Here is a 22,567-nt window from a genome sequence, read left to right as displayed (position 1 = left end):
CCTGCGGACCATGCTGGTCGGCGACGACCCGCCGCACGACGGCGGCTACCCCGACCCGGCGCCGCGCTTCGGGTTCTTCACCGACACCACGGTGTGCATCGGGTGCAAGGCGTGCGAGGTGGCGTGCAAGGAGTGGAACCACGTCCCCGACGACGGCCTGGTGTTCACCGGCATGTCCTACGACAACACGCAGGGCCTGAGCGCCGACACGTGGCGGCACGTGGCGTTCATCGAGCAGCCCGCGCCGCGCCCGGTCGCCGACCTGGGGATGCCCTCGTTCACCAAGCCGGGCGGCGGGGACGGCGAGCGGTCGGAGTTCCGGTGGCTGATGTCGTCGGACGTGTGCAAGCACTGCACGCACGCCGCTTGCCTGGACGTGTGCCCGACCGGCGCGCTGTTCCGCACCGAGTTCGGGACGGTCGTGGTGCAGGAGGACATCTGCAACGGCTGCGGCTACTGCGTGCCGGCCTGCCCGTTCGGCGTCATCGACCAGCGGGAGGGCGACGGCCGGGCCTGGAAGTGCACCCTGTGCTACGACCGGCTGGGCGTCGGCCAGGAACCGGCGTGCGCCAAAGCCTGCCCGACCGACTCCATCCAGTTCGGCGAGCTGGCCGAGCTGCGCGAGCGCGCCGCGGCACGGGTCGAGCGGCTGCACGAGGCCGGTGTCACCGACGCCCGCCTCTACGGCCACGACCCCGACGACGGCGTGGGCGGGGCCGGGGCGTTCTTCCTGCTGCTGGACGAACCCGAGGTCTACGGCCTGCCGCCCGACCCCGTGGTCACCACCCGCGACCTGCCGGCGATGTGGAAGCACGCCGGCGTCGCCGCCGCCGCGCTGCTCGCGGGCCTGGCCGCCGCCTTCCTGGGCGGTCCGTGATGGCCGGCCGCCACAGCCGCCGGGACACCGGCTTCACCTCCTACTACGGCCGGCCGGTGCTGAAGAAGCCGACCTGGGCGGCCCGCGACATCGCCGGGTACCTGTTCCTGGGCGGGCTGGCGGGCGCGTCCTCGGTGCTGGCCGCCGGCGCCGACCTGACCGGCCGGACCGCCCTGGCCAAGGGCTGCAAGGCGGGCGCGCTCGCGGCGATCTCCGGCTCGCTGTTCGCGCTGGTGCACGACCTGGGCCGGCCGGGGCGGTTCCTGAACATGCTGCGCGTGGTCAAGCCCAGCTCGCCGATGAGCGTCGGCTCCTGGATCCTCGTCGCCTACGGCCCGCAGGCCGGCCTGGCCGCGGTCACCGCCCTGAGCGGGCGGTTCACCCGGCTGGGGCGGGTGGCCACGGTGGGCGCGGGCCTGGTCGGCCCGGCGGTGGCCGCCTACACCGCGGTGCTGGTGGCCGACACCGCCGTCCCGGCGTGGCACGAGGGCCACCGCGAGCTGCCGTTCGTGTTCGTCGGCTCCGCCGCGAGCGCCGCCGGCGGCCTGGGCATGGTCGTCGCGCCCGTGGAGCAGGCCGGTCCCGCCCGCCGCGCCGCGCTGGCGGGCGGGGTGTTCGAGCTGGTCGCCACCGAGGTCATGGAGCGCCGGATGGGGCCGGCCGCCGAGACCCTGCGCACCGGGCGCGGCGGCCGGCTGATGAAGGCCGCCTCCGCGCTGACCGCGGCCGGCGGGCTGCTCGGCGCGACCCTGGGCAGGCGCTCGCGGGCCGCCGCCGTCCTCGGCGGGCTGGCGGCGCTGGCCGGGTCGGCGTGCACGCGGTTCGGGGTCTTCCACGCCGGCGTCGCCTCCGCCGAGGACCCGAAGTACGTCGTGGGGCCGCAGCGCGAGCGGAGGGCGCGAGAGGGCCGGTGACCGGCTCCGGCGGCGCGGGCCGCCGCGCAAGCGCTTGGCGGAGTGGTCGGCCGGCGCGGGCGTCGGGCGGCCGGTGCCCGGGTACCCCTCCGGCACGGGCCGGGCGCCCTCCCCCGACGTGAGGAGCCACCGTGGACGACCAGTCGGAACTGCACGAGCGCGCCGCCCTGCTGGGCATCGTCGACCACGACCTGATGACCCCGGAGCAACTGCGCGTCGCCATCCGCGAGCGCGAGCGGGGCGCGGACCCCCGTCAGGCCGAGGAGCAGGCCGGGAAGCACGTCGATGGAGACGCAGGGTGAAGTGTGCGACCCTCGGTTCGTCCGGATCGGTGTCGTCGATCCGCCGGTCGATCGCCGGCAGGGGGTTGGCCGGCGCCCGCACCGGGAAATCGATCCGGTCGGCGCGGTGTCCGGCACCGGCGCGGTGGACACCCGTCCCCCGCACGCCCGACCGGGAAGGGGTTGGCTGTGGCCGAGGAGAGCACCGAGGGGCGCGAGACCGGGGAGGGTGTGCCCGACGACCGCCGGGACGGGCTGGCCGTCCGGCTCAGCGAGGTGGCCCGCACCCTGCACGAGCAGGGTGACGCGCAGGAGACCCTGGACGCGATCGTGCGCGCGGCGGTGGGCACCATCCCCGGCGCGTGCGACGCGGGGGTGATGACGGTGGTCTCCCGCCGCAAGGTCGACACGGTGGCGATGACCGGCGAGCTGCCCGGCCTGGTGGACCAGGTCCAGTACGAGACCGGGCAGGGCCCGTGCCTGACCGCGCTGTTCGACCAGCGGGTCGTCAGCGTGCCCGACGTCGTCGCCGAGGAGCGCTGGCCGGACTTCGCCGCTCGGGTCCGGGAGCTGGACGTGGCGAGCATGTTGTCGTTCCAGCTCTACGTGGCCGGCGACGACCTGGGCGCGTTGAACCTGTACGCGCCCGTCACCGAGGCGTTCGACGAGGAGTCCGAGCACGTGGGGTCGCTGTTCGCGAGCCACGCCGCGGTGGCCCTGGCCGCCGCCCAGGAGCGCGACCACCTGGCCGAGTCGGTGCACACCCGCGACCTGATCGGGCAGGCCAAGGGCATCCTGATGGAGCGGCACAAGATCACCGCCGACCAAGCCTTCGCGCTGCTGGTGCGGGGCAGCCAGCACACCAACACCAAGGTGCGCGACCTCGCCGAGCAGCTCGTGCGGACCGGCGAGCTGAGCCCGCCGCCGGGCAGGAGGCGCTGATCGGGCGGCCCGGGGCCGCGCACCCCCGGGGAACCGCGCCGGTCCGGCCCCGCCGGCCCCGTCGCGCCCCGCCTCGCCCCACCGCGCCCCGCCCCACCGCGCCCCGCCCCACCGCGCCTCGCCGCACCTGCCGCGCCGTGATCGCCCCGCCGCGGCACCGCCGGCCGGGTGCGCCCGAACTCGTTTGTCCGCCGTCGCGGCGCGGCGCTACCTTGCCGGCGTGGACCTCTTCCAGCTGTCCTGGGCCGCGCTGCGCGCGGCGGTCGTCGACCTGACCGACGAGGACTTCGCCCGGCCCTCGGGCTGCGCCGGCTGGCTCGTGCGGGACCTGGTCTGCCACCTGGTGATCGACGCCCAGGACGTCCTGATCACCCTGGCGACCCCCGCCGGGGGCGAGCCCACCCGCGACGCGATCACCTACTGGGAGGTCGGCACGACACCGCCGACCGGTGACGACCCGCTCGACGCGCTGACCGTCCGGCTGGCCGCCGCCTACGGGGAGCCTGGGCTGCTGAAGTTCCACCTGGACGACGTCGGCTCCGCCGCCGGCCGCGCCGCCGCGCTCGCCGACCCCGCCGCCCGCGTCGGCACGCGCGGCGCCGTCCTCACCGCGGGCGACTACCTGTCCGCGTACGTCCTGGAGTGGACGCTGCACCACCTGGACCTGGTCGCGCACCGGCCCGCCGCGGCGCCGCCGCCCGCCGAGGGCCTGGCCCGGTCGCGGGCGGTGCTGGAGGCGATCGCCGGCGCCGCGTTCCCCCGGTCGTTCTCCGACCGGGACGCGCTGCTGGTCGGCACCGGCCGGCGCGCGCCGGGCGAGGCGGAAGCGACCGCGCTGGGCGAGGTGGCCGCGAGGCTGCCGCTCGTCCTCCGCTGACCGCCGCGCACCCGGGCGGTCGACCGGGCCGGGGCCGCGCCGGGCGGTCGGGCCGCGCGGGTCGCGGTGCGGGTGCCGGACACCGGCGCGGGCAGGCTCCGGCGGGACGAACAGCACGACGTCGAGCAGCACCTGCCACACCGCCGGGCCGCCGTCGGGCGCGGTGTCGTCCAGGGACGCGAACGGCCGCGGCTGCCAGGTGTCGACCAGGTGGCGCCGCGGGCAGAACCCCGGGGTCACCGCGGGCAGCGGGAACAGGGTGAACGCCACCGGGCCGCAGCCGTAGAGGGCACCCGCCGCCGCGACCAGGGCCGACCAGCCGCGCAGCCGGCCGGAAACCCGGTACTGGCGGTGCACCCGGGGGGGGGGAGCACCGCCAGCGGCACCAGGAGCGCGAACAGGATGAGCGCGACGACCGACTCGCTCACCCGCAACGGAACATAACACCTCCTCACTTGGTCCTCTGTGGACTAATCCGGTGTGGACTCCTCCGATCGACCGTCCCGTGAGGACTGTTCCGGGGGGCCGGTCGCTTTACCTGATCGGGTGATGGGCTAAAGTCGTTGGTGGGTAACGAACCCTCCTTCGCAGGCGATGTGACCGGTGGGAGCGCCCGTTCCCAGCCGGCGCAGCCGAGGAACCGGAGGTCCCGCCGTGGCAGGGGTGACCGGTCGGCCGCAGTGGTCGGACGAGGTGGTCGGGCACGTGGTCGCCGAGTGCTCCCCGGGCGGGCGCGGAGCCCGGGCAGCCGGCACGACGACCGCGCGCGGGGGCGGGCGGTGGCGGCTAGCGGACGCGCGAGAGGTGGGTCGGCTGGTGGTCGACGCCGGTGCGGATCCGGTTGCCCACCAGGATGAGGTCGGGGTTGGTCAGGTGGTCGGGGTTGAGGCTGACGAGGGTCTGCCAGCCGCCTTCGATGTTCCTCTCGGCCGCGATGGAGGTCAGGGTGTCGCCTTCTTCGATGGTGTAGTCACCGTCCGGGTTGTCGGTCGAGGCGGGCAGGGCGGGCACGGGCGGCGCCGGGGGCGCTTGAAGCGGGGTGTGAACCTGGTGGGACGAGGAGCGGGTGCCGGCGGACACCGGCGCGGTGCTGTGGTTGCCGCCGCGGGCGCAGTTCGGCCACGCGCCGGGTCCCTGGGAGCGGAGCACGTTCTCCGCGACCCTGATCTGCTCCTCACGGCTGGCCTCGTTCGGCATTCCGGTGCCGCCGTTGGCGTACCAGGTGCTGGGCAGGAACTGAAGACCTCCGTAGTAGCCGTTGCCGGTGCTGATCGACCAGTCGCCGCCCGACTCGCACTGCGCGACCGCGTCCCAGTCGAGACCGGGTTCGGCGGACGCCGCGGCGCCGGTGAGCCCGAGGGCGCAGGCGGTCGCGAGGGCGAGGAGCAGCGCTCGGACGACGTGGTGGACACCGCTGCTGTCGGATGTGACTCCGTGATGGCCCATGGTTCGACTTGCCGCCGCACCCCGCCGGTCCGCTGGCGCGGTCCGGTTGTCCCTGTCCGACGACCTGGCCCCTTTCGATAGCCACAACCGTCCCGGGGGGCCGGCGGACAGAGTTGGTGCCCGACCACCCGGTGAAACCCGTGCCCGGTCTTGCGACCGACCACGAGCGGACCATAGGAACCAACCGGCGCAACGGCGCGCCGAGTACACCCGAATGACCTTCGCCACCGGGGGAATGTCCACACGAAACGGTGATGTTGCTCAAGGTTTTCGGGCTGTCGTCAGTCCTTGCCGCGGGACAGCGCCGAGGGCCACCAGATCCGCCGCCCGATGTCCACCGCCAGCGCCGGCACCAGCAGCGACCGCACGACGAGGGTGTCGAGCAGCACGCCGAACGCCACGATGAACGCGATCTGCGCCAGGAACAGGATCGGCAGCACGGCGAGCGCGGAGAACGTCGCCGCGAGCACCACCCCCGCGGAGGTGATCACCCCACCGGTGATCCGCAGCCCGCGCAGCACCCCCTCCCGGGTGCCCGACGTGCGCGCCTCCTCGCGCACGCGGGTCATCAGGAAGATGTTGTAGTCGATCCCCAGCGCCACCAGGAACACGAACCCGAACAGCGGCACCACCGGGTCTGCGCCCGGGAAGCCGAGGACCCCGTTGAACACCAGCGCGGACACGCCCATGGTCGCGCCGAACGACAGCACGACGGTGGCGATCAGCAGCAGCGGGGCCAGCAGCGCGCGCAGCAGCAGCGCCAGCACCAGGAAGATCACCACCAGCACGATCGGGATGATGACCAGCCGGTCCCGCTCGGAGGTCCGCTGCGTGTCCAGCTGGGTGGCGGTGGGCCCGCCGACCTTGGCCTCGGCCCCCGGCACCGCCCGCACGGCCTCGCGCAGCCGCTGCACGGTGGCGACGGCGGCCTCGGAGTCGGCCGGGTCGGTCAGCACCACGTCGAGCCGGGCCAGCCCGCCCGCCTCGTCGCGCCGCTGCACCGAGGACACGCCGGGCACCTCGGCGGCGGCGGCAACCGCGTCCGCCCGGTCGGCCCGCGCCAGCACGACGGTCGGCGCGCCGCTGCCGCCGGGGAAGTGCCGGGACAGCAGCTCCTGGCCGGCGACGGAGTCCACCTCGCCCAGGAACACGTCGGACTGGGCGGTGCCGGACGCCTTGAGCTGCGGCACGAACGCCACGCCGACCAGCAGCACCAGCGCCGTCACGACCCAGGTGGCGCGCGGGCGGGCGGCGACCAGGCCGGCCACCCGCGCCCACAGCCCGCCCGCCTCGGGGTGCGGCGAGCCCAGCACCGGGCGCCGGGGCCAGAACGCCGAGCGCCCGAGCAGGACCAGCACCGCCGGCAGGAACGTGGTGGAGGCCAGCAGCGCCGCGCCGATGCCGATGGCGGCGACCGGGCCGAGGCCCTTGTTCGAGTCCAGGTCGCTGAACAGCAGGCAGAGCACGCCGAGCACGACGGTGCCGGCGGACGCGGCGATGGGCTCGACGGTGGCCCGCCACGCCGTGCGCATCGCCGCGTAGCGGTCCTCGGTGTCGCGCAACTGCTCGCGGAACCGGGAGACCAGCAGCAGCGCGTAGTCCGTCGCCGCGCCGAACACCAGGATGGACAGGATGCCCTGGCTCTGGCCGTTGAGGTCGATCACGCCGCGGTCGGCGAGCAGGTACACCGCGAGGCTGGCCACGCCGAGGGCGAACCCGCCGGACAGCAGGACGACCAGCGGCAGCAGCGGGCTCCGGTAGACCAGGACGAGGATCACCGCCACCACCGCCGCGGCCACCAGCAGCAGCAGGCCGTCGATGCCGCCGAACGCCTCCTTGAGGTCGGCGACCTGCGCGGCCGGCCCGGCGACCAGCACGGTGAGCCCGTCGGGCGGCGCGGCGAGCCGGGCCCGCAGGTCCTCCACGGCGTCGGCGGGGTCGGCCGCGTCGAGCGCGACGACCACCTGCGCGGCCTGGTCGTCCTGGCGGGACGGCAGGACGGGCGAGGCCCGGCCGGGGTAGTCGACGGCCGCGAGCCAGGCGCGGTCGGCGTCCGTCATGCCGTCCGGGCGCTCGGCCACCACAATGGCGGGCAGGCTGCGCTGGTCGCCGAACGCCTTGAGCTGCTCGGCCACCTCGGTGGCCTCGGCGGAGTCGGGCAGGAACGCGGTGCTGTCGTTGACCGCGACCTGGCTGAGCTTGCCGGTGTACGGCCCGGCGAACCCCCCGAGGGCGAGCCAGGCGACGGTGATCAGGGCGGGCAGGACCCAGCGGGCGCGCACGGGAGAATGACCTCCGGACGACGAAGTGCTTCGATGATCTGATAATTCGATCGCCGAAATACTAACCGGAGGGCGGATGGTCGACAACACGGCGCTGGTGCGGTTGCTGCGGCAGCTGGTGGTGGAGTCCGACCACTTCGTCGACCTGTTCGGCCAGGCCCAGGGGATGCACCGCACCGACCTCAACGCGCTGGCGCTGATCATGGACGCCAAGGGGCGCGGCGAACCGCTGTCGCCGGGCAGGCTGGCGGAGGCGATGCACCTCAGCGCGTCGGCGACGACCTCCGTGCTGGACCGGCTGGAGGCGGCCGGGCACGTCGAGCGCGCCCGCAGCACCAGCGACCGGCGCAAGGTCGAGCTGCGGGTGCCGGACGGGGCGCTGGAGTGGGGGCGGCGGTTCTTCGCGCCGCTGGACGAGGCGTTCGGGCGGGCCTGGGCCGGGTTCAGCGACGCCGAGAAGGACGTGGTGGCGCGGTTCCTGACCGCGACGGTGGAGGCGACGGCGGCGGTGCGCGGGCGCGTGGCCGGCCCCCCGGCGGGGTCGGGCGGCCCCGCGGCTCCGGCCGCCGGGCAGGACGGGTGACGCGGGACGGGTGACGCGGGACGGGTGACGCAGGACGGGTGACGCAGGACGGGCGGTCCCCGCCCGGGATTCCACACCAGCTAGAATTCACCGCCTGTCGAAAAAGCCGGCTAGGATCGAACCGGTGAAGATCCTCTTCTCGAGCCTCGGCTCCCACGGGCACACCTACCCCCTGCTCCCCCTCGCCGCCGCCGCGGCCGCGCAGGGGCACGACGTCACCTACGCCACCTCCGCCGAGTTCGCCGGGGCCGTCGAGCGGCTCGGCCTCCGGCACCTGACCGCCGGGCTGAGCCAGCGGGAGGCCCTGGCCGCCACGTTCGGCCCCGGCGAACCGGGCAGGCCCGGCGCCGTGCCGGAGGAGGTGATCGCGGAGGTGTTCGGCCGGGTGCTGCCGCGCTCCTTCCACGACGACCTGGTGCCGTTCCTGGCCGAGTGGCGGCCCGACCTCGTGGTGCACGAGATCGGCAACCCGGGCGCCGGCCTGGCCGCGCGCACCGCGGGCGTCCCGGCGCTGTGCCACGGCTTCGGCCGGATGTGGTCGGCCGACGCGCTGTTCTCCCGGACGCCCGGCCCGCTGGTCGACTACGCCGCCGAACTGGGCGTCGACCTGCCCGCCGAGGACCCGATCGTGCTCGGCAACACCTACCTCGACGTCTGCCCGCCGTCGGTGCAGGACCAGCGGTTCCTGGCGGCGAACGACATCGTGCCGCTGCGCCCGGTGCCGTTCGCCGAGCCGGGCGAGCTGCCCGGCTGGGTCACCGCGCACGACCGGCCGCTGGTGTACCTGACGCTGGGCACGGTGTTCGGCGACCCGGGCGTGCTGCGGGCGGCGATCGCCGGGCTGGCCGCGGTGGCGGGCGCGCGGGTGCTGGTCGCCACCGGGCCGACGATCGACGTCGCGGAGCTGGGCGAGGTGCCCGACCACGTCGAGCTGCTGGAGTGGGTGCCCCAGGCAGACCTGCTGCCGCACACCGACCTGGTGGTGCACCACGGCGGCAGCGGCACGACCATGGGCGCGTTCAGCGTCGGGGTGCCGCAACTGGTGCTGCCGCAGGGCGCGGACCAGTTCGGCAACGCCGACGCCGTGGTCGAGCACGGCCTGGGCGAGCAACTGGTGGGCGAGGGGGTGACCGCCGAGGCGGTGGCCGAGCGGGCGCGGCGGCTGCTGGCCGACGACGCGGTCCGCGACGCCGCGCGGGCCGTCGCCGCCGAGGTGGCGGCCATGCCGTCGCCGGCCGAGGTGGCCGCGCGGCTGCCGGAGTACACCCGCTAGGCGCACCCCCGACCGCTCGCCCGCGGCTGCGGGGCGGTTCCCGCCGACGCGGGCGAGCGGTGCTCCCGGACGCGGGCGTTCGCGCCCCGGGTCGGTTCCCGCGGCGCGCGCGACCGGGTCGGTTCCCGCGCACCGCTCGGCGGGAACGGGGAATTCAGTCCACAGTGGACTCATCGGGCGAGGGGCCGGGGATCGCCTCGCGGGAAGCGACCCCCGGTCCACCGGGCCTTCCGGACCCTTGCGCCGCTAGAGCGTCAGGCCCCAGCTGTCGATCGTGCCGACGTCGTTGGCCGCGACGTCGCGCACGCTGAGCTTCCACACGCCGTTGCGGGCCTCCGACGACAGGTCGACCGGGTAGGTCGCGTCGACGTTGTCCGCGCTGTCGCCGCCGCTGGAGTTCTTCAGCCGGTAGGTCGTGCCGTCCGGGGCGACCAGGTCGATCACCAGGTCACCGCGGTAGGTGTGCTTGATGTGCACCTCGACCCCGCTCGTGGCCGAGGCGTTGCCGGCGCAGCCGGAGAAGGTGACCGAGCTGGTCACCGTCGAGACGTCGGGGATCGCCACGTCGGCGCCGTTGGTCTGCGGCGCGCAGTCGCCCGCGCCGACCACCCAGGTGAAGGTGGTGCTGCCCGAGCCGCCCGCCGAGGCGGTGGCCGTCGCGGTCACGGTGTAGCTGCCGGCGGTGGTCGCCGTGCCGGTGACCAGGCCGGTGGACGAGCCGATCGACAGGCCGGGCGGCAGGCCGGTGGCCGACCAGGTGTAGGGGGCCGTGCCGCCGGACGCGGTCAGCCGGAGGTTCGCGGCGCCGCCGACGGTCGTGGTCTGGTTGCCGGGGTTGGCCACGGTGACGGCGCCCGCGCCGCCCTCGTTCACGCGCAGCAGGCGGTTCGGGGTGCCGGAGCCGGGGTTGGTGACCTTGTTCGGCGTCGCCTCGGCCAGGATCGCCTCGTGCACCTGGGCCGGGGTCTTCGCCGGGTTGTCCGCCAGGTACAGCGCGACCGCGCCCGCCACGTGCGGCGAGGCCATCGACGTGCCGCTCATCGACGCCGAGCCCGAGTTGTTCGAGTAGGACGCCGAGACGATGTCCTGGCCCGGCGCGAACAGGTCGCTGCACCGGCCGTAGCTGGAGAACGACGCCCGCGCGTCGGTCCGGGCCGAGGCCGCGACGTTGATCGTCTCGGTCACCCGCTGCGGGGAGTACTTGCAGGAGTCGTCGTTGAAGTTCCCGGCGGCCACCACGTAGGAGATGCCCTTGGCGATGGACGCCTTGACCGCGTTGTCCAGCACGCGGCTGGGCTCGTTGGCGGTTCCGGTGTACAGGCTCATGTTGGCCACGGCCGGGAGCACCGCGTTGCCGGTGACCCAGTCGACGCCCGCCGCCTCGGTCGCCACCGAGCCGCTGCCCTGGCAGTTGAGCACCCGCACGGCCTTGAGCTTGACCTGCTTGGCCACGCCGAAGGTGCGACCGCCGACGGTGCCCGACACGTGCGTGCCGTGGCCCTGGCAGTCCTTGCCGTTGCGGCCGTCGGAGAAGGCGTCGAAGCCGAACGAGGCGCGCCCGCCGAAGTCGGTGTGGTCGTAGTTGATGCCGGTGTCGATGACGTACGCGGTGACGTTCGACGCGCCGGTGGAGTAGCTGTACTTCTGGTTGAGCGGCAGGGAGTCCTGGTCGATCCGGTCCAGGCCCCACGACGGCGGGTTGTCCTGGTCGGTCAGCAGGCCGACGGTGCGGTCCTGCTCGACGTAGGCCACGGCCGGGTCGGCGGCGAGCCGCTTGGCCTGCCGGGCAGGCATGGCGACCGAGAAGCCCTTCAGGGCCGACCGGTAGGTGAAGCCGATCCGGCCGCCGCCGTAGCGGGCCAGCAGGTCGTCGGCCTTCGGGCGCACCGCGGCGCCGGCGAGCCGGTCGTCCTTCAGCACCACGATGTAGCTGTCCTGGACCGCGTTCGGCGCGCTCTCGGCGACGATCGGGCCTTCCTGGGCGGCGGTGGCCGCGCTCGGCCAGACGACCGCGGCCGCGGTGGCGGCGGTGGCCGCCAGCCCCAGGCCGAGCATCCGTCCGGGCAGGGTTCGGGGTCGCATCACTGCTCCTCGGTGCAGGGCGCCCGGAACGGCCGGCCCTCGACGGCCCACGGGTCCCGGGCGGTGTGATGAGCGGTGTCCGATCGGACCTGGCGAGTATTTTCCGCGCCCGCCGGGCCCGACAAGAGACTTTCGTACGGTTCCCGCCGAATTCCCGAAGGCCCCGCTGTCCGGTTCCCGACAATGTCCGCCGTCGACCCGCGCCCGCCGGCGAGGCCCTTGACGGCGGGTGGCCGCCGCCCTAGCGTCGCCCGCACGTTCGCCCTGCGAGGTGGAGATGTTCCTGCTGGAACCGGTCGGCCTCGGCCAGCGGGACAACGACGTCTACCTGGCCCTGCTGGAACTGCGCCGGGCGACGGTCGCGCAGCTGGCCGAGCACGGGGGCCGGCCGCCGGCCGAGGTGCGCGCGGCCCTGGCCGTGCTGCTGGGCGCGGGCCTGGTGCACCAGCTGGGCCACGCGCCGGCGGCGTACCTGGTGGTCGCGCCGGAGGAGGCGCTGGCGGCGCTGATCCAGCGGCGGCGCGGCGACCTGGCCCGGATGCAGGTCCGGGTGGAGGAGCTGGCGCAGCGGCTGCGGTCGGGCCCGCCGCACGCCGGCGCCGCGGTGGAGCTGGTGGAGGGCGAGGACGCGGTGATCGCGTCGGTGACCCGGCTGCAGGCCCAGGCGCGCAAGGAGGTGCTGGCCGTGGACGCGCCGCCCTACCTCGGCGGCCAGTGGAACCCGAACGACTTCGAGATCACGCAGCTGGGCAGCGGCGTCGAGTACCGCTTCGTGTACTCGGCGGACTCGCTGGCCACGCCCCTGCACGTGGCGAACATGCGGCGCTGCGTGGAAGCGGGCGAGCAGGCCCGCATCCTGCCCGACGCGTCGATGAAGATGGTCGTGGTCGACCGGGACACCGCCCTGATGCCCGCGTCCTACCAGGACCCGGACCCGGCGGTGCGGCTGCTGGTGCGCGAGTCGGCGTTGGTCGACGCGCTGGTGTCCTGCTTCGAGGGCATGTGGTCGCGCGCCACGCCGGTCGCGGTGGGCGATCCGCCGGACGGGGCGGCGGCGCGGGCCGGCGAGCGGGCCGGGCTGTCGGCGCGCGACGGGGAACTGCTGTCGCTGCTCGCGTCCGGGCTGAAGGACCGCTCCATCGCGCGCGCCCTGGGCGTGACGGAGCGGACGGTGGGCCGGCGCGTCACCGAGCTGATGGCCGAGCTGGGCGCGCAGTCGCGCTTCCAGGCCGGGTTGCTGGCCGCCCGGAAGGGCTGGATCTGACGGGCCGGACCTGACGGGCCGGATCCGGAGGGCCGGACTTGGCGGGCCGGATACGGAGGGCCGGACTTCCGGGGCCGGACCCGGTTGCGGCGCAAGGGGTTCACGGGATCGCGCCGCGCGGCGAACCGGTCGCCCGGTCACTCCACGAGGGCCTGCTCGTGGCGCTCGTCGGCCGACCGGTCGCCCCGGTCCTCCCCCGCGCACCGGACGAGCCCGGCCACGCCGCGCGCCAGGTCGGTCCGGTAGGGCAGGTTCGCGAACCCCGGCCCGCGGTCGTCCGGGCGCGCGCCGGGACCGCCCCGTCCCCGCGCGCCGCGGTCGGCGCCCTCCCGGCGGGGCACGGACGCCACCGCCGAGCGCAGTTCCGCGAGTTCGCGCAGCAGCGCGGGGTCGATCGCCGGGTCGGCCCGCAACGCCCGCTCGGCGGCGGCCAGGGCGGCGCGCTCGGGGCCGGCGGGGGCCTCGCCGCGCCACCGGGCGCAGTCGTACAGGGTGAACAGGTCGAGGTAGCGGCGCTGCGGCGCGACCCGCTCGGCGTAGTCCGGTTCGGACACCAGAGCGATCAGCCGCTCCCGGCCGCGCCGCCGGTCCGGGTCGGCGTGCGGCGGCTCCTCGTGGTGGTCGGGGTCGCCGTGGTCCCGCAGGAGCCGGTCCCGGTTCCACGCGCGCCACTGCTCCGACTCGCGCGCGTGCTCCACGAACTCCCGCAGCGCCTCCGGGTCCCCGAGGTGGCACAGCTCCCGGAGGAGCGCCTGGCGCAGGAACGCGTCGTCCTCGCCGTCGAGCAGCCGCCGCAGCGCCTCCCGCCCGCCGGCCACCGCCCGGGACAGCAGGTGCGCCACCAGGTCCCCGGTGGTGCGCGCGAGGGCCGTCCCGGGGCCGGCCGCCCGCGCGTGCCGGTAGGCCGCTTCGAGCGCCGCGCCCGGCCCGGCGGCGCGCGCCGGGCGCAGCCGGTCCACCAGGAAGTCCCGGATCCCCGGCGTGGGCTCGACGCGCAGGCAGTCGACCAGCTCCGCCACCCCGCCGCCCGCCGACGCCCGGTCCAGCCGGTCGAGGTAGTACCTGCCCACCAGGTAGCCGAAGAACGCGCGGTGCGCGAAGCTGCCCCACACGCGGCCCGCCGACCGCCGGCGGTCGCAGACCTGGCTCAGCGCGCGCGCCGCGCACCGCCCGCCGTCGCCGACGCGGGCGACGACCGCGTCGAAGTCGAACCGGTCCCCGGACGGGCGCCCGCACCGGAACACCGCCCACGCCGCCTCGACCCAGAGGTCCAGCGAGGAGCGCGGGCCGTGGCAGCCCGCCCGCGCGAGCGCGACGTCGCTGACCGCCGCGAGCTTGTCGACGTGCTCGGCGCACAGCGCGGACGTGGTCGTCACCGGCCCGAGGCCGGTGCGCCCGAGGGAGGTCACCAGCCGCGCGTGGAGCGGGCGCACGACCATCCGCGCCAGCCCCGGCGAGCGCCGCACCGCTTCGACCAGGTCGTCGGAGGCGAGCAGCCCGCCGGCCACCAGGCGGCGGACGAACTCGGTGAACCGGCCGTCGAGCGTCCAGGCGCCGACGGTGCGGACGGCGTCGAACGCGCCGTCCGCCGCCGCCGGCGCGAGGTGGTCCTCGAACTCGCGCTGCCGGCACGTCGCCACCAGCGTGAACCGCTCCCCCGCCCGCCGCAGCAGCCCGGCCGGGTCGACCGGCCCCGCGGGCACCTCGTCGAGCCCGTCGACCAGCAGCACCGGGCGGGTCGGGCCGCGCTCGGCCGCCTCGTGCAGCGCCGGGAACCTCCCCGGGTCGTCGATCAGCTCCCGCAGCTCACCGCCCCGGACGGCGACAGCCGGCACCGACGAGCGCAGCACGCGCAGCACCGCGTACGCGGCGACGCTCTTGCCGCTGCCCGGCTCGCCGAGCACCAGCACCGAGCGGTCGGCCGCGACCTCCGCCACGACGGCGTCCACCAGCGGCCCCTCCCGCCCGAGCCCGTCGTCGGCGCACACCGGCGGCACGCACAGCCCGCGGTCGTGCAGCTCCGCGATGCTGAGGTCCAGCGGGCAGGCGGTGCGCCGGGCGCCGAACCGGCGGGCGGAGTCGTCCGAGGTCTTCCACAGCGCGCTCAGCACCTCGTCGGCGGCGCGGGGCGCGCCGGGGGCCTGCGGCGGCCCGCCGCGGCGCACCCAGGCCACCGCGTCGGTCTCCTTCGCCACCACCCGCACCGGCCGGTACGCGCCCGCGCCGCCGCCCGGACCGTGCCGGACGACCTCCTCGAAGAACCAGTCCGAGGCGATCAGCGCCAGCGGCCCGGCGGTGCCGGCGAGCGCCTCGCGGACCGGCGCCGAGTCCACCAGGCGGCACACGTGGTTGACCGCCCGGCCGACGGCGCCGTGCGCGTCCCGGTAGACCTCCCCGGCGTGCAGGGCCAGCCTCAGCCGGATCCGCTCCAGCGGCGGGTGGGCGCCGTTGTGCTCGGCCAGCAGCGCGGCGAGGCGGTCGGGCAGGCGTTGCGCGAAAATCGACTTGGTGACCTCCGGCGGCACGAACACGAGAACGCCGTCACCCCGGTCCACGTGCCGGCAGGTAGCCCACTCGACGCCGCAACCGGAAAAGGCGGCGCGCATTACCCGGTACAGCGCCGCGCGCACGGCCAATCGGTCGGGATTGGTCCGCCGGTGGTCCCCGAACCCCTCGACGTCGACCACCACCAGCGTCCGGTGCGCCGCTTCCCCGGCCGGTCCGGGCACATCCGCCTCGTCCATCGAACTCCCTCCGGTCCACCGGGCGGTCACTGTAGGACACGTTCGGGAAATCGTCGCCCCTCGCGTTGGAATTGCCGCCCACCCGACCCGCGAGGCGCAATCCTGCGGCTCCCGGGCCACTTCGCCGCCTGTTAATACCCGCTGCGGAATATCCTTCGCCCACCGCTTTCCCCCGCTTTTCCAGGAAGCGGCTGCCGGCCGGGCGCGCCCGGGTGACCCGCGCGTGCGGGGTCGGGGGTGACTAGGCTCCGCCCATGGCTAGGTACTTCGACGTGCACCCGGTCAACCCGCAGCGCCGCAGCATCGACCAGGTCGTGCGGATGATCAGGTCGGACGGCCTCGTCGCCTACCCGACCGACTCCTGCTACGCGCTGGGCTGCCGGCTGGGCAACAAGGAGGGCCTGGACCGGATCCGGCAGATCCGCCACCTCGACGACCGGCACCACTTCACGCTCATGTGCCGGGACTTCGCGCAGCTGGGCCAGTTCGTGCACGTCGACAACGCGGTGTTCCGCGCGGTCAAGGCCGCGACGCCGGGCAGCTACACGTTCATCCTCCCGGCCACCCGCGAGGTGCCGCGCCGCCTGCTGCACCCGAAGAAGAAGACGGTCGGCGCGCGCATCACCGAGCACCCCGTCGCGCAGGCGCTGCTCCAGGAGCTGGGCGAGCCGCTGCTGTCGAGCACCCTGCTGCTGCCCGACCAGGACGAGCCGCTGGTGCAGGGCTGGGAGATCAAGGAGCGCCTCGACAACGCGGTGGACGCGGTGCTCGACTCGGGCGAGTGCGGCACCGAGCCGACGACCGTCATCGACTTCTCCAGCGGCGAGCCGGAGGTCGTGCGCCGGGGCGCGGGCGACCCCAGCCGGTTCGAGTAGCCGGTCGGCCGGCCCCCGCGGCGGTCGGCGGGACCTACTTCGGCAGCGCGGACGCCGACCTCGGCGGCCCGCGCTCGCAGCCGTGCGCTCGTGATCACCCGTCCCGGTGTGGCGCACTGCACACTTCCCCCCTCTTCTGAGCACTTCTGCTCAGTCATGGGTCTACCCACGCACAGCCCAGCAGTCGATCGACACTGGCTGTGAGCAGGTTTTTAACCGGAAGGGGGTGGCTGGTCTGCAAAATAATGCAGTATGTTCGTGCTTTGAGTGCAGAAGTGCGCACATCTGGAGGAGAGCCTGTGAGCACCCACGTCGCCGTCGAGATCGCCGCCCAGCCGGACTGCTGGCACCGCGCGTCCGCGCTGGCCGAGCGGGTCGCGCCGCGCCTGCCCTACCCCGGCGAGCGGGTGGCCGTGGTCGGGTGCGGCACGTCGTGGTTCGTCGCGCAGTCCTACGCCTGGCTGCGCGAGGCCCGCGGGCTCGGCTTCACCGACGCGTTCGCCGCGTCGGAGTTCCCCGGCGTCCGGGACTACGACCGCGTCGTCGCCATCAGCCGCTCGGGCACCACGTCCGAGGTGCTGGACCTGCTCGACGGCGTGTCCGCGCCGACCCTGGCCCTCACCGCGGACGGCGCGACGCCGATCGCCGACGTCGCCGACGACCTGGTGGTGCTGGACTTCGCCGACGAGGCGTCGGTCGTGCAGACCCGGTTCGCGACCAGCACCCTGGCGCTGCTGCGGGCGTCGCTGGGCGAGGACCTGTCGGGCGCGATCGCCGACGCGCGGGCGGCGCTGGCCGCGCCGCTGCGCCCGGAGTGGACCGGGGCCGGGCAGTTCACGTTCCTCGGGCGCGGCTGGACGACCGGGCTGGCGCACGAGGCGGCGCTGAAGATGCGCGAGGCGGCCGGCGCGTGGACCGAGTCGTACCCGGCCATGGACTACCGGCACGGCCCGATCAGCATCACCGCGCCGGGCCGGCTGGTGTGGGTGTTCGGGCCCGCGCCCGCCGGGCTGGCGCAGGACGTGGCCGCCACCGGGGGCACGTTCGTGACCGACGACCGCGACCCGATGGCGACGCTGGTGCTGGCGCAGCGGCTGGCCGTGCACATCGCGCAGGAGGCCGGCCTGGACCCCGACCGGCCCCGCCACCTGACCCGTTCGGTGATCCTGTCCTGAGCCGCGTCCCGGTCGGCGGCGCACGGCTCCTCGGCCGTTCACCGGCGGCCGGGTCGGGGTCGGCCGCGGTCGGGATCGGGGTCGGGGTCGGGGTCGGGGTCGGCACGATGACCGAAAGGCGACTCGGCGGCCAGGAGCCGCGTGGTAGTCGGGAGCGGCACGATAGCCGAAAGCAGCACAGTGACCGGAAGCGGCGTGGTGGCCGGAAGCCGCGTGGTGGCCAACATCGGCACCGGGCGCGTGTGGCCGCCCCCGGCGCCGCGTCGGGTCCCCGACCGGTCCGGGCGCGTCCCGGACCGGCGCCGGCAGCTCGTGCCGCGGGCCCGCGGCAGCTCCCGGCTGCGCGACCGGAGGGCGCGGGCCGTGCTCCGCCATGGACCACAGCCCGACCGCGCCCGCGGCCGCCGCGCCCCGGCGCCCCGCGCCGGAACACCCGTTCGGCACCTGGGCCACCGCCCCGCGGCGGGGCCGCCCCGGCCGTGCCAGGGCACGTCGGCCGGCAGCGGCGCCCTCGGGGCGGCGGCCCGGTGCTCCCGTCGGAGTTCGCGGGGGTGCGTCGCGGCCCGGCGCACCCCCCACGTTCTTAAGCCCGCCACGGCACACCCTCCGAGCGCTGAGCCGGACATGGCGCCCCCGGTGGCGGGGACGCGGGTAGCGCGTCCCGGCCGGCGCGAACCGGGCTCGACCGGTCGGGGGCGGCGGAGCGGAAGACCGCGATCATGCGCCTCCCTCTGTCGTCCGCGGCCCCGACGCTAGGGCGTCCGGGCGAACCCGGCCACGCGACATCGCCTGGACGGGTGACCAACGAACTCGAGAACCAGCCGAGATCTCCCGCAGGCGTCCACCGGACGGTGGACCGTCGGCAGGAGGAGGGGACATGGCGGGTCGGACGACGGGGGTCGCGCGGTGACGGCCGTGGGCGCGGTGCTCGGCGCAGTGCCCTCGGGCGGCCCGGCGCGCCGCAGCCACCCGCCGCCGGCCGCGCCGCGCCCGCCCGGGCGATCCTGAACCGCGCGTGACCCGCGAAGCGGTCCCCCGGCACCGGACGGGGAACCGACCGGTGTCACGGCTCGCCGGCGGAGGTGGGGACGAGGTCGAACGCGTTGGGCAGGCCGAGCCGGTAGTGCACCTGGTCCTGGACCTTGAGCAGCTCGAACTCGGGAGCCCGGTACAGCTCGTGCACGACCGCGCGGGGGGCGTCGGACCCGGCTCGGTCCAGCAGCGCGTTCACCGCCGAGCGCGCGGAGCTGTTCGCCGCCTCCATGCTGGCCCCGTTGATCGGCGCCTGGACGTAGTCGCCGGCGAGGAAGAGGTTCGGCACGGCGGTGCGGGCGGTGGGGCGGCGGTGCCACGAGCCGACCGGGTGCACGACCAGCTCGTCGGCGTTGACGGGGTCGGGCCCGCCGATGCCGCTCACGCCGGGGTCCAGGAACCAGGTCACCAGCCGCGACTCGTCGAGCAGCACCCGGCCGGAGTCGTTGAGGTGCCGGGAGAGCTGGGCCAGCACCTCCCGCACCACCTGCTCCTCGGTCAGCTGCTTCGCGGGCCGGCCGTAGAGGACGCCGGGCCGGTCCCAGTCGGAGATGATGACCGACACGCAGTCCGCGACGGAGCCGTCGCCGTAGTCGGCCCGGAAGTCGCGCCCCGGCCAGAACGCGGCCTGGCTGATCGAGGTCAGCGCCCACGGCGCGTGGACGTAGTAGGCGTGGCCGTGCACGAGGGGGGTCGGGCGGTCGAAGTAGAGCATCAGCCCGGTCATCCACTCGGTGTCCAGCCCGGCCGCGACGCGCAGCCGCGGGTCGGCCGCCAGGAGGTCGGCGTTCCACACGTGCCGGGCGTGGTCCACGGGCAGCGCGCAGACGTAGAAGTCGGCGACGGCCTCCTCCTCGCGCCCCTGCGGGTCGCGCGTGCGCACCGCCGAGATCCGGCCGCGGTCCACCACCAGGTCCCGGACCTCCCACCCGAGGCGGAACCCGACGCCGAGGTCGCGCAGGTGCCGCTCCCACGGGTCGATCCAGGCTTCGTTCGTGGGCAGGTTCAGCACCCGGTCCAGCGGCCCTTCGGCGCCGCGGCCCAGCAGCGTGAACAGCACCCGCTCGGCCACCAGGCCGGCGGTGTGCGCGCTGGCGTCGTCCGTCCTGGTCGAGCTGAGCACGCGCGTCAGCCCGTCGACGAAGATCCGCCGGTAGTCCTCGGACTTGCCCCGGGCCCGCAGGAAGTCCGGCCAGGCCGTGTGCTCCCACTGCCCCAGGCGGCGTTCCTCGCAGCTGGTGAGGTAGACCAGCATCCGCTGGGCGAAGACCGCCGCCTCGTGCGGCGGCAGGTGGAAGGCGGTCTCGACCAGGGCCCGCACCAGCCGCAGCAGGCCGTCCGGCGTCAACCGCGGTGGCAGGCCGTCGGGCGGGGTCAGCGGGAGGCGCAGGTCCTCCCGCCCGCCCGCGAGCGAGGCCAGCAGCTCCGAGCCGGCGACCAGGTTGTCGTGCACGCCGTTGGCGTTGCCCGGGAACGGGATCCTGCGCAACGTGTCCGGCAGGTCCTGGTAGAAGCCGAAGAAGATGCGGAAACCGTGCTCGCCCGGCAGGTCGCGCCGACCGCCCCGCCCGGTGCCGGGCACCGGCACGCTGCGGGACTTGCCGCCCAGGGCGCGCCGCTCGTAGAGCGTGACCGCGAACCCGCGCTCGGCCAGCTCGTGCGCCGCCGTCATCCCGGCGACCCCGCCGCCCAGGACCGCCACGCTCGCCCCGGGAGCACGACCCGCCGCCACCCCCGGCAGGACCGACCCCGCCAAGCCGGCGCCCGCGCCGGCCAGGAAGGTGCGACGCCTCACCTCGAACCCGTCCACCGAACCGCACCCCCGCCCCGACGCCACCGGGGCACCACGCTAGACCACCGGGCACCCCGCCCAGGGTCGCCCGTTCGGGTTGTTCACAGCAGGAATCCTTACGTCCCAAGGACTGTGGCCGACGACCGAGCGCCCCGCCCGGCGACCGAGCCGCACCCACGCGAGAGCGAATCCGCCAGGTGCCGGGGTCCTCCCGCCGGCTCGGTGCCCCGCGACCGCGGTGCCGCCCAGGGGATCGACGGCCCGCACGCCCGCGGTGATCGGGACTTCACCGTCCAGGACGGCCGCGAACGGCCCCGCTCCAGGCGGTCGGCTTCGAGGTGGTAGTCGTGGAAGGCCCACCAGCCGCGCGCCGGGTGGTCCGACGGGAAATCGAGCGCCCGACCGATCTCGGCGAGCAGGTCGGCCACCTCCCGGCGTGTCACCCTGTCGGCCTCACAGCTCCACCCGCCTGGCCGAGCACCCACCGGCCCGTCGCGGTGACGGCGAGCGTGGAGCCCCTTCTCGGCCGTCGACCCCCGCCCCCTGGTCGGGGCCGGGGGTCGGGGGTCGGCCGGTGCCGCGATCGCGGGCTAGCGGGGCAGGTAGGCCCGGTGGGACTTGGAGAACTCGAAACCGTTGTGCTTGTCCCAGTTGATCGACCACGTCATGAGACCGCGCAGGTCCGGGTAGGTCGACTTCGGCTTGTACGGGCCGCAGTTGGCGCCCTTCATCAGGCAGTCCAGCGCCTTGTGGACGTCGCCGACGGAGGTGAAGCCGTTGCCCGCGTTGACGCTCGCGGGCAGGCCGATCGCGACCTGGTCCTGCCGGAGGCCGGGGAAGACCTTCGTCGCGTCGCCGCGCACCGGGAAGCCGGCGAGCACCATGTCGGCCATCGAGACGTGGAAGTCCGCCCCGCCCATGAAGTGGTACTGGTTGTCCAGCCCCATGATCGGGCCGGAGTTGTAGTGCTGGACGTGCAGCAGGGTGAGGTCGTCGCGCATGGCGTGGATGACCGGCAGGTACGCGCCCGCCCGCGGGTCCTGCCCGCTGCCGCCGCCGTAGAACTGGTAGCCGAGCTGGACGAAGAACGTCTCCGGGGCCATCGTGAGCACGAACTTGGCCCCGTAGCGGGCCTTCAGCGACTTGAGCGCCGAGATCAGGTTCACGATCACCGGGGTGGTCGGGTTGCGGAAGTCGGTGTCGCCGGCGTTGAGCGACAGCGAGTGGCCCTCGAAGTCGACGTCGAGGCCGTCCAGGCCGTACCGGTCGATGATGGCGCCGACGCTGCGCACGAACGCGTCCCGCGCGGCCGTGGTGGTCAGCTGCACCTGGCCGTTCTGGCCGCCGATGGAGATCAGCACCTTCTTGCCCTGGGCCTGCTTCTCGCGGATGCCGGCGATGAACTCGGCCTCGGACTCGACGTTCGGGCACTCGGCCACCGGGCACTGCTGGAAGCGCAGGTCGCCGGAGGTGACGGAGGTGGGCTCGGCGAAGGACAGGTTGATGATGTCCCAGTCCGGCGAGACGTCCTTCATCCGGATGTAGCCGGAGCCGTTGGCGAAGCTGGCGTGCAGGTAGCCGACCAGGACCCGCTTGGGCAGGCCGGTCGGCGGCCGGGTCGTCGTGGTGGTGGTGGTCGTGCTGGTGCTGGTCGACGTGCTGGTCGAGGTGCTGGTCGACGTCTGCGTGGTGCTCGTCGTGGTGGTCGTGGTCAGCGTCGGCGCCCCGGAGCACGCCGCGCCGTTGATCCGGCAGTTCGCGGGCTCGCCCGACCCGGAGGCGTTGAACCCGAACGTCACCGAGGCGCCGGGCGCGACGTTGCCGTTGTACTCGCGGTTGGTGAAGGTGTAGCGCCCGCCGGAGTTGGTCTGCAGCGCGTCCCAGTACGCGCCGACGGCCGTGCCGGAGGGCAGGTCGAACTCGACCTTCCAGTTGGTGATCGCGCTGCTGGTCTCGTTCTTCACCGTGAACAGCCCGGTGAAGCCGGAACCCCAGGACGAGGTCTTGGTGAACGAGGCGGTGACGGACGAGGCGTACGCCGGCGCGAAGCCCACCACCACCGCGCTGGCCACCAACGCCCCCACCGCCACCACCCTGGCCAACAGGACTCTGCGCGACATGCGGTCAC

Annotated in this window: 16 protein-coding genes; 10 read left to right on the top strand and 6 right to left on the bottom strand. The window is 75.0% G+C overall.

The window, feature by feature from the left end:
* The first annotated feature begins 10 nt into the window (after positions 1-10).
* The 5 genes from JOE68_RS25520 to JOE68_RS25500 all read left to right on the top strand — a co-directional run bounded on the left by JOE68_RS25520 (position 11) and on the right by JOE68_RS25500 (position 3,891).
* Complete coding sequence (locus tag JOE68_RS25520; RefSeq protein WP_204846286.1) at positions 11-877, top strand: 4Fe-4S dicluster domain-containing protein; 867 nt, start codon at positions 11-13, stop codon at positions 875-877.
* The gene (gene nrfD, locus JOE68_RS25515) at positions 877-1,791 is read left to right on the top strand and encodes an NrfD/PsrC family molybdoenzyme membrane anchor subunit (protein WP_204844826.1); all 915 of its coding nucleotides are present in this window, start codon (positions 877-879) and stop codon (positions 1,789-1,791) included. Before JOE68_RS25520 ends, nrfD begins: the two co-directional genes overlap by 1 nt.
* Before the next feature lie 131 nt (positions 1,792-1,922).
* Positions 1,923-2,093, top strand: coding sequence for a hypothetical protein (locus JOE68_RS25510; RefSeq protein WP_204844825.1), 171 nt, complete (start codon positions 1,923-1,925; stop codon positions 2,091-2,093).
* A gap of 168 nt (positions 2,094-2,261) precedes the next feature.
* Positions 2,262-3,014: a GAF and ANTAR domain-containing protein gene (locus tag JOE68_RS25505; RefSeq protein WP_204844824.1), complete on the top strand. Its 753-nt coding sequence runs from the start codon at positions 2,262-2,264 to the stop codon at positions 3,012-3,014.
* A gap of 220 nt (positions 3,015-3,234) precedes the next feature.
* On the top strand, positions 3,235-3,891 hold the full coding sequence (locus tag JOE68_RS25500) for a maleylpyruvate isomerase N-terminal domain-containing protein (RefSeq protein ID WP_204844823.1): 657 nt from the start codon (positions 3,235-3,237) through the stop codon (positions 3,889-3,891).
* Positions 3,892-4,677: 786 nt separating this feature from the next.
* Here JOE68_RS25500 and JOE68_RS31955 read toward each other — a convergent pair.
* Complete coding sequence (locus JOE68_RS31955; RefSeq protein ID WP_204844822.1) at positions 4,678-5,337, bottom strand: LysM peptidoglycan-binding domain-containing protein; 660 nt, start codon at positions 5,335-5,337, stop codon at positions 4,678-4,680.
* A 281-nt stretch (positions 5,338-5,618) separates the two neighbouring features.
* Positions 5,619-7,619, bottom strand: a complete 2,001-nt coding sequence (locus JOE68_RS25490) for an MMPL family transporter (RefSeq protein ID WP_204844821.1) — start codon at positions 7,617-7,619, stop codon at positions 5,619-5,621.
* 76 nt (positions 7,620-7,695) lie between these two features.
* On the opposite strand from JOE68_RS25490, the gene JOE68_RS25485 reads away from it, so the two are divergent.
* Together JOE68_RS25485 and JOE68_RS25480 are read left to right on the top strand one after the other, a co-directional pair.
* The gene (locus tag JOE68_RS25485; protein ID WP_204844820.1) at positions 7,696-8,202 is read left to right on the top strand and encodes a MarR family winged helix-turn-helix transcriptional regulator; all 507 of its coding nucleotides are present in this window, start codon (positions 7,696-7,698) and stop codon (positions 8,200-8,202) included.
* 124 nt (positions 8,203-8,326) lie between these two features.
* Positions 8,327-9,475, top strand: a complete 1,149-nt coding sequence (locus tag JOE68_RS25480) for a glycosyltransferase (protein ID WP_204844819.1) — start codon at positions 8,327-8,329, stop codon at positions 9,473-9,475.
* Between the two features lie 246 nt (positions 9,476-9,721).
* Here the strand turns inward: JOE68_RS25480 and JOE68_RS25475 are convergent, their stop codons facing one another.
* Positions 9,722-11,557, bottom strand: a complete 1,836-nt coding sequence (locus tag JOE68_RS25475) for a S8 family peptidase (RefSeq protein WP_204844818.1) — start codon at positions 11,555-11,557, stop codon at positions 9,722-9,724.
* Positions 11,558-11,834: 277 nt separating this feature from the next.
* On the opposite strand from JOE68_RS25475, the gene JOE68_RS25470 reads away from it, so the two are divergent.
* Positions 11,835-12,821, top strand: coding sequence for a helix-turn-helix transcriptional regulator (locus JOE68_RS25470; protein WP_204844817.1), 987 nt, complete (start codon positions 11,835-11,837; stop codon positions 12,819-12,821).
* Positions 12,822-12,958: 137 nt separating this feature from the next.
* Here the strand turns inward: JOE68_RS25470 and JOE68_RS25465 are convergent, their stop codons facing one another.
* The gene (locus tag JOE68_RS25465; RefSeq protein ID WP_204844816.1) at positions 12,959-15,565 is read right to left on the bottom strand and encodes an NACHT domain-containing protein; all 2,607 of its coding nucleotides are present in this window, start codon (positions 15,563-15,565) and stop codon (positions 12,959-12,961) included.
* A gap of 254 nt (positions 15,566-15,819) precedes the next feature.
* Between JOE68_RS25465 and JOE68_RS25460 the strand changes: the two genes are divergently transcribed.
* On the top strand, positions 15,820-16,440 hold the full coding sequence (locus tag JOE68_RS25460; protein ID WP_204844815.1) for an L-threonylcarbamoyladenylate synthase: 621 nt from the start codon (positions 15,820-15,822) through the stop codon (positions 16,438-16,440).
* A gap of 299 nt (positions 16,441-16,739) precedes the next feature.
* Positions 16,740-17,615 (top strand): SIS domain-containing protein, encoded by an 876-nt coding sequence (locus JOE68_RS25455; protein WP_204844814.1) that lies wholly within the window; start codon positions 16,740-16,742, stop codon positions 17,613-17,615.
* Between the two features lie 1,063 nt (positions 17,616-18,678).
* Here JOE68_RS25455 and JOE68_RS25450 read toward each other — a convergent pair.
* Entirely contained in the window at positions 18,679-20,457 is a 1,779-nt protein-coding gene (locus tag JOE68_RS25450) for an FAD-dependent oxidoreductase (protein ID WP_204844813.1), read from the bottom strand.
* A 572-nt stretch (positions 20,458-21,029) separates the two neighbouring features.
* On the bottom strand, positions 21,030-22,559 hold the full coding sequence (locus tag JOE68_RS25445; protein WP_204844812.1) for a chitinase: 1,530 nt from the start codon (positions 22,557-22,559) through the stop codon (positions 21,030-21,032).
* Positions 22,560-22,567 lie beyond the last annotated feature (8 nt).

The sequence above is a fragment of the Saccharothrix algeriensis genome (assembly GCF_016907655.1).
Lineage (GTDB): Bacteria > Actinomycetota > Actinomycetes > Mycobacteriales > Pseudonocardiaceae > Actinosynnema > Actinosynnema algeriense.
This window is presented reverse-complemented; position numbering and strand designations above follow the sequence as displayed.

Excerpts from the sequence above, each read along its gene's own strand:
- JOE68_RS25520 (WP_204846286.1), top strand. The coding sequence starts at position 11 with ATGCTGGTCGGCGACGACCCGCCGCACGACGGCGGCTACCCCGACCCG.
- nrfD (WP_204844826.1), top strand. The coding sequence starts at position 877 with ATGGCCGGCCGCCACAGCCGCCGGGACACCGGCTTCACCTCCTACTAC.
- JOE68_RS31955 (WP_204844822.1), bottom strand. The coding sequence starts at position 5,337 with ATGGGCCATCACGGAGTCACATCCGACAGCAGCGGTGTCCACCACGTC.
- JOE68_RS25485 (WP_204844820.1), top strand. The coding sequence starts at position 7,696 with ATGGTCGACAACACGGCGCTGGTGCGGTTGCTGCGGCAGCTGGTGGTG.
- JOE68_RS25475 (WP_204844818.1), bottom strand. The coding sequence starts at position 11,557 with ATGCGACCCCGAACCCTGCCCGGACGGATGCTCGGCCTGGGGCTGGCG.
- JOE68_RS25470 (WP_204844817.1), top strand. The coding sequence starts at position 11,835 with ATGTTCCTGCTGGAACCGGTCGGCCTCGGCCAGCGGGACAACGACGTC.
- JOE68_RS25465 (WP_204844816.1), bottom strand. The coding sequence starts at position 15,565 with ATGGACGAGGCGGATGTGCCCGGACCGGCCGGGGAAGCGGCGCACCGG.
- JOE68_RS25460 (WP_204844815.1), top strand. The coding sequence starts at position 15,820 with ATGGCTAGGTACTTCGACGTGCACCCGGTCAACCCGCAGCGCCGCAGC.
- JOE68_RS25445 (WP_204844812.1), bottom strand. The coding sequence starts at position 22,559 with ATGTCGCGCAGAGTCCTGTTGGCCAGGGTGGTGGCGGTGGGGGCGTTG.